Here is a 5448-nt window from a genome sequence, read left to right as displayed (position 1 = left end):
GGGAGACCGCGGTGCGGGTCATCACGGGCACGGCGGGGCTGCGCGACCAGGCGGCCAACCTGGAGGTGAAGCCCGTCGACCTGGCCGCCAACCCCTATCTGGCGCTCGGCTGCGTCATCGCCGCCGGGCTGGACGGCCTGTCCACGTCCGCGGCGCTGCCCGAGGAGACCAGCGGGGATCCGGCACGGCTCGACGCCGAGGAGGCGGCGGCCCGGGGTGTGCGCCGGCTGCCGGTGTCGCTGGACGAGGCCGTCGCGGAGTTCACCGGGGACGAGCGGCTGCGGGCCGCGCTGGGACCGGTCCTGGCCGATGCGGTGACCGCCGTACGGCGCGGGGAGATCGCCTCCGTCGCCGGACTGGACGACGCCCGGGTGGCGGCGGCGTACCGCTGGGTGTACTGACATGAGCGGCACCGGCCCCATCGAGGAGGCGCTCGCCGCGCTGCCCCTCGTGGACCACCACTGCCACGGCGTGGTCACCGGGGATGTGACCATGCGGCGCTTCGAGTCGCTGATCACCGAGGGCGAGGTGTGGCCGGGCATGTCCCCCTTCGACAGTCCCGTCGGCGTCGCCCTCCGCCGCCACTGCGCACCCCTGCTCGACCTGCCGCGGCACGCCCCCGCCGAGGACTACCTGGCCCGCCGGACCGAGCTCGGCGCGGCGGAGGTGAACCGGCGGTTCCTGTCCGCGGCGGGGACGGAGGTGTTCTGCGTCGACACCGGGTACGCCCCGGACGGCCTCACCACACTGGGGGAGCTGGCCGGGGCCGCCGGTGGCGGCGCCGTCGCGCATGAGGTCGTACGGCTGGAGAGCGTCGCCGAGGCGGTCGCGGTGGCGGGCGTCGAGCCGGACGAGTACGCCGAGACGTTCCGGGCGGCCGCGCGGGCGGCGGTGCGGCGGCCGGGTGTGGTGGCGGTGAAGTCGGTGGCCGCGTACCGCACGGGCTTCGACCTGGACCCGGCGCGGCCCACGGCCGAGGAGGTCACCGAGGCGGCCCGGCGCTGGTCGGCGACAGGGGGTGGGCGACTGGACGACCCCGTCCTCGTACGGCACCTGCTGTGGACGGCCGTCGAGCTCGGCCTCCCCCTCCAGCTGCACACCGGTTTCGGGGACAACGACATCCGGCTGCACCGCGCGGACCCCACCCACCTGACCGACTGGCTCCACCTGACCGCCGGCACGGTCCCGGTCCTGCTCCTGCACTGCTGGCCGTACCAGCGCCAGGCCGCCTACCTTTCGGCCGTGTTCGAGCAGGTGTACCTCGACGTCGGCCTCACCCTGCACTACGTCGGTCCCGGCCGGGCCCGGGCGGTCCTGGCCGAGGCGATGGAGATCACCCCGTTCCGCAAACTGCTGTACAGCTCCGACGCCTACGGTGTGGCCGAGTTCTTCCCGCTGGGGGCGCTGGCCTTCCGGCAGGGGCTCGCCGGACTGCTGCGGGAACGGGTGGACGCCGACGAGCTGAGCCTGCCCGACGCACTGCGGATCGCACAGTGGGCGGGGCGGGAGAACGCCCTCCGGGTCTACCGGTTTTCCGACGACACCTGAAAGTATGATCAAGCAATGTCTGACATGACCGAAACCACGCCCGGTTGGCTGACGACCGACGAGCTCGAGATGGCGCGCGCCCGCATGCCGATCCTGTACGTCGAGGCGGTGCCCGTGCGCGTCGACGACAGCGGTGAAGTCACCAGCATCGGCCTGCTGCTGCGCATCGGACCGGACGGAACGGTCAGCCGCACCCTGGTCTCCGGCCGGGTGCTGCACCACGAACGTGTCCGCGACGCCCTGCTGCGCCACCTGGAGAAGGACCTCGGCCCCGTGGCACTCCCCCGGGTCCCGGCCTCCCTGCAGCCGTTCACGGTCGCCGAGTACTTCCCGACCCAGGGCATCACGCCGTACCACGACCCGCGTCAGCATGCCGTGTCCCTCGCCTACGTGGTCCCGGTGACCGGCGACTGCCGGCCGCGTCAGGACGCCCTGGACCTGGTGTGGTTCAGCCCGCAGGAGGCGGCCTCCCCGGCGGTGCAGAGCGAGATGCCGGGCGGTCACGGCGTACTCCTCAAGCAGGCACTCGCCCACGTCGGTCTCGCGTTCTGAACGACGCCCGGCACACCCGCAGCGACACCGCGCGGGCGCCGGGCGCCGTCACCGGACCGGGCCCCCTTACGCGGCGAGGCGCTCGGCGAGCGTCTTCGCCTTGCTGGCCGCGTCCTGGAGGGCGCGCTCACGGGAGGCTTCGAAGAGCGGCACCAGCTCGGCCATGGCCGGGTTCTGCGGGGCCATGGTGAGCTCCGGGACGATGAAGTCCACGTCGAGAGCGAGCATGTCGGCGAGGATCGCCGTCAGGTAGTTCTGGACGTACTCGTAGCCCTCCCTCGGAGTGCCCGGCGCGTAGGAGCCGCCGCGGCTGGCCACGACGGTGACCGGGGTGCCCTTGGCGGAGGGGTTCTCGCCCACGGTGCGGCCGAAGAGGATCACGTTGTCCAGCCACGCCTTGAGGGTCGACGGGATCGAGAAGTTGTACATCGGGGCGCCGATCAGCACCGCGTCCGCCCGCTCCAGCTCCTCCATCAGCTTCACCCGCTCGGCGAAGGCGGCCGCCTGCTCGGGCGTGTGCGCGTCCGGATCGGCGAACCCGGCCGTGTGGGCGTCGGCGGTGATGTGCGGCACGGGCTCGGTCGAGAGGTCGCGGTAGATCACCGTGCCCTCCGGGTGCTGCTCCTCCCAGGCCTTGCGGAAGGTCTCCGTCACGGCCCGGGACGCGGAGGCAGACGCGGGGAACACGGACGAGTCGATGTGCAGCAACGTGGCCATCAGGGATCTCCAATGAGCTGTGAATCGGCCGGCGCCTGCGGGACGGCGAGGCGCCCGCCGTGCTAATTCTTCGTGCGCAACTATGAATAACACAGGGACTTACTTTTTTTCATCCCCGTACGGCGACACAGTACCCTGAAGGCATGACAGTCGAGCAGAGCCATGACGCTGGGGCGTGCAAGCGGGTGGACAAGGGCATCACCCGCGTCTTCCAGTTGCTCGGAAAGCGCTGGACCGGCCCGATCGTGGCTGTACTCGTGGAACAGCCGGCCCACTTCGCCGACCTGCGCCGGGCGATCCCCGGGATCAGCGAGCGCATGCTCTCCGACCGGCTCACCGAGCTCGGCGCCGCAGGCCTCGTCGTGCGCGAGGTGGACGAGGGCCCGCCACTACGGGTCTCCTACCGGCTGACCGAATCCGGGGCCGCCCTGGAACCCGCCCTCAAGGAGCTCGGGGACTGGGCCGAGAAGCACCTGCCGGACAGCGGACCCTGTTAGCCGACTTGCTCGACCGGCCGACCCCGCGGACAGGAGCCCGACCCGCTTAGTAATGGGATCCATTTTCATGTAGCGTCTGTGTCACTCCCCCCGGGGAGTGACGAACGCACCCAGGAAGGATCCCGATGGCCGTCCCCAAGCGGAAGATGTCCCGCAGCAACACCCGCCACCGCCGCGCCCAGTGGAAGGCGAGCACGCCGCAGCTCGTGCCGGTCACGATCGAGGGCGTCAGCCATCTCGTGCCGCAGAACCTGGTCAAGGCGTACGAGCGCGGGCTGCTGCGCCCCGAGGGCTGAGCGAGTATGCCGTACGGCCGACTGCCCGTCACCGTCCTGTCCGGTTTCCTCGGGGCGGGCAAGACCACGCTGCTCAACCACGTCCTCGCCAGTCGCGAGGGGCTGCGCGTCGCCGTGATCGTCAACGACATGAGCGAGATCAACATCGACGCCGCGCTGGTGCGCGGCGGCGAGGCCGCGCTGTCGCGCACCGAGGAGCGGCTGGTCGAGCTGACCAACGGGTGCATCTGCTGCACCCTGCGCGACGACCTCCTGGAGGAGGTCGACCGGCTGGCCCGCGAGGGCCGCTTCGACCACCTGCTGATCGAGTCGTCCGGCATCTCCGAGCCGATGCCGGTGGCCGCCACCTTCGCGTTCGCCCGCGACGACGGCGCCACCCTCGGCGATCTGGCCCGCCTGGACACCATGGTCACCGTCGTCGACGCGGCCAACTTCCTGGCAGAGCTGGCGAGCGGCGACGAACTCGTCGAGCGGGGCCTCGACCAGTACGAGGACGACGAGCGCACCGTCAGCGACCTGCTGATGGACCAGGTCGAGTTCGCCGACGTCATCGTGCTGAACAAGCTCGACCTGGTGGACGCCGCCACCGCCGACCGGCTGCGGGCGACCCTGGCGCGCCTCAACCCGGCCGCCCGCGTCGTCCCCGCCACCCACGGCCGGGTCGACCTCCAACAGGTCCTGGACACCGGCCTGTTCGACCTGGAGCGCGCCCAGCAGGCGCCGGGCTGGGTCCGGGAGCTCAACGGGGACCATGTTCCGGAGACGGAGGAGTACGGCATCTCCTCGACCGTGTTCCGCTCCGAACTGCCTTTCCATCCCGGGCGTTTGTGGACCTTCGTGACAGAGGAGCTGGACGGCGGCGACCATGGGCGGATTCTGCGCTCCAAGGGCTTCTTCACCCTGGCGAGCCGCCCGCAGGTGACGGGCCTGTGGTCGCAGGCCGGTTCCGTCGCCCGCTTCGAGCCGTCCGCCGCACGCGACGAGAAGGCCCCGTACGCTCAGGAACTGGTCTTCATCGGTACGGAGCTGAAGGCCGACGCCCTGCACACCGCACTGGCAGAGTGCCTGATGCACGACGGCGAGGAACCGCCGTCCGACGACCCGTTCCCCGCCTGGGACACCTACGGCATCGACGACGCCTGCGACCACGAACGCTCCGCCGCCATGGCGGGGACCTGAGACCCCGGGTCGGGCGGTGGACGCAGCCACGGCACCGCCCGACCCGGTACGGACACCGAAACGGGAGACTGCCATGACAGAGCACGGTGTACGTCTGGGTACGGTTCAGGAGACCCTGCTCATCCCGCTGTACGGACGCGCGGTGGAAAGCCGCAAGAAGGACGCCGCACTGCGCGACGCCCGGGCCGAGGAGATCGTGGCCTCGATCGACTACGACTTCGCCCGCTTCGACAACGGACCGAGCCTCATCGGCACGGTCCTGCGCACCAGCCTGTTCGACCGGTGGGTGGCCGACTTCCTGGCCGAACACCCGGGCGGCACGGTCGTCGAGATCGGCACGGGCCTCAACACCCGGTACGAGCGCGTCGACACCGGCCGCGCCCGCTGGTTCGACCTCGACCTGCCCGACGTGATCGACCTGCGCCGGACGTTCTTCACCGACACTGCCCGCCGCACGATGATCGCCGCGTCGGTGACGGACGAGGCATGGGCCGACTCCGTCGCCGCGCAGTCGGACGGCCCCTGCTTCCTCGCCGCCGAAGCGGTGCTGCCCTTCCTGCCCGGGGCGGACGTGCGCCGGGTCGTCGACCTGTTCGCCGACCGTTTCCCCGGTGCGCTGCTCGCCCTGGACACCGCCGGTCCCGGGATCATCGCCACCC

At 71.3% G+C, this 5448-nt stretch carries 7 protein-coding genes and 1 pseudogene; 7 read left to right on the top strand and 1 reads right to left on the bottom strand.

Annotation, left to right across the window (positions count from 1 at the left end; translation table 11 throughout):
* The 3 genes and pseudogenes from ACTWQJ_RS45735 to ACTWQJ_RS45725 form a co-directional block, all read left to right on the top strand.
* Nucleotides 1-401 (top strand): annotated as a pseudogene (locus ACTWQJ_RS45735) (glutamine synthetase); the annotation flags it as partial.
* A gap of 1 nt (nucleotide 402) precedes the next feature.
* On the top strand, nucleotides 403-1548 hold the full coding sequence (locus tag ACTWQJ_RS45730; protein WP_443312297.1) for an amidohydrolase family protein: 1146 nt from the start codon (nucleotides 403-405) through the stop codon (nucleotides 1546-1548).
* A gap of 24 nt (nucleotides 1549-1572) precedes the next feature.
* Nucleotides 1573-2100, top strand: a complete 528-nt coding sequence (locus ACTWQJ_RS45725) for an NUDIX hydrolase family protein (protein ID WP_385272239.1) — start codon at nucleotides 1573-1575, stop codon at nucleotides 2098-2100.
* A gap of 66 nt (nucleotides 2101-2166) precedes the next feature.
* On the opposite strand, the gene ACTWQJ_RS45720 is transcribed toward ACTWQJ_RS45725, so the two are convergent.
* A complete protein-coding gene (locus tag ACTWQJ_RS45720; RefSeq protein ID WP_443312296.1) occupies nucleotides 2167-2817 on the bottom strand; it encodes an FMN-dependent NADH-azoreductase in 651 nt (216 codons plus the stop codon).
* A 143-nt stretch (nucleotides 2818-2960) separates the two neighbouring features.
* Here ACTWQJ_RS45720 and ACTWQJ_RS45715 point away from each other — a divergent pair, with 143 nt between their 5' ends.
* The 4 genes from ACTWQJ_RS45715 to ACTWQJ_RS45700 form a co-directional block, all read left to right on the top strand.
* Entirely contained in the window at nucleotides 2961-3314 is a 354-nt protein-coding gene (locus ACTWQJ_RS45715; RefSeq protein WP_443312295.1) for a winged helix-turn-helix transcriptional regulator, read from the top strand.
* Between the two features lie 125 nt (nucleotides 3315-3439).
* Complete coding sequence (rpmF, locus tag ACTWQJ_RS45710) at nucleotides 3440-3610, top strand: 50S ribosomal protein L32 (protein WP_067027990.1); 171 nt, start codon at nucleotides 3440-3442, stop codon at nucleotides 3608-3610.
* Nucleotides 3611-3616: 6 nt separating this feature from the next.
* The gene (locus tag ACTWQJ_RS45705; protein ID WP_443312294.1) at nucleotides 3617-4789 is read left to right on the top strand and encodes a GTP-binding protein; all 1173 of its coding nucleotides are present in this window, start codon (nucleotides 3617-3619) and stop codon (nucleotides 4787-4789) included.
* Nucleotides 4790-4862: 73 nt separating this feature from the next.
* Nucleotides 4863-5448: class I SAM-dependent methyltransferase (locus tag ACTWQJ_RS45700; RefSeq protein WP_443312293.1), on the top strand; the 586-nt coding region annotated here is incomplete at its 3' end.

The organism is Streptomyces sp. KR55, from assembly GCF_052245645.1.
In the GTDB taxonomy this organism is placed as follows: Bacteria; Actinomycetota; Actinomycetes; order Streptomycetales; family Streptomycetaceae; genus Streptomyces; species Streptomyces flavusporus.
Note: the sequence above shows the minus strand (reverse complement) of the source record. Positions and strands in the feature narration are given on the sequence as shown.

Bases quoted from the DNA above. Each gene is read 5' to 3' on its own strand.
- ACTWQJ_RS45730 (WP_443312297.1), top strand. From the start codon at position 403: ATGAGCGGCACCGGCCCCATCGAGGAGGCGCTCGCCGCGCTGCCCCTC.
- ACTWQJ_RS45725 (WP_385272239.1), top strand. From the start codon at position 1,573: ATGACCGAAACCACGCCCGGTTGGCTGACGACCGACGAGCTCGAGATG.
- rpmF (WP_067027990.1), top strand. From the start codon at position 3,440: ATGGCCGTCCCCAAGCGGAAGATGTCCCGCAGCAACACCCGCCACCGC.
- ACTWQJ_RS45720 (WP_443312296.1), bottom strand. From the start codon at position 2,817: ATGGCCACGTTGCTGCACATCGACTCGTCCGTGTTCCCCGCGTCTGCC.
- ACTWQJ_RS45715 (WP_443312295.1), top strand. From the start codon at position 2,961: ATGACAGTCGAGCAGAGCCATGACGCTGGGGCGTGCAAGCGGGTGGAC.
- ACTWQJ_RS45705 (WP_443312294.1), top strand. From the start codon at position 3,617: ATGCCGTACGGCCGACTGCCCGTCACCGTCCTGTCCGGTTTCCTCGGG.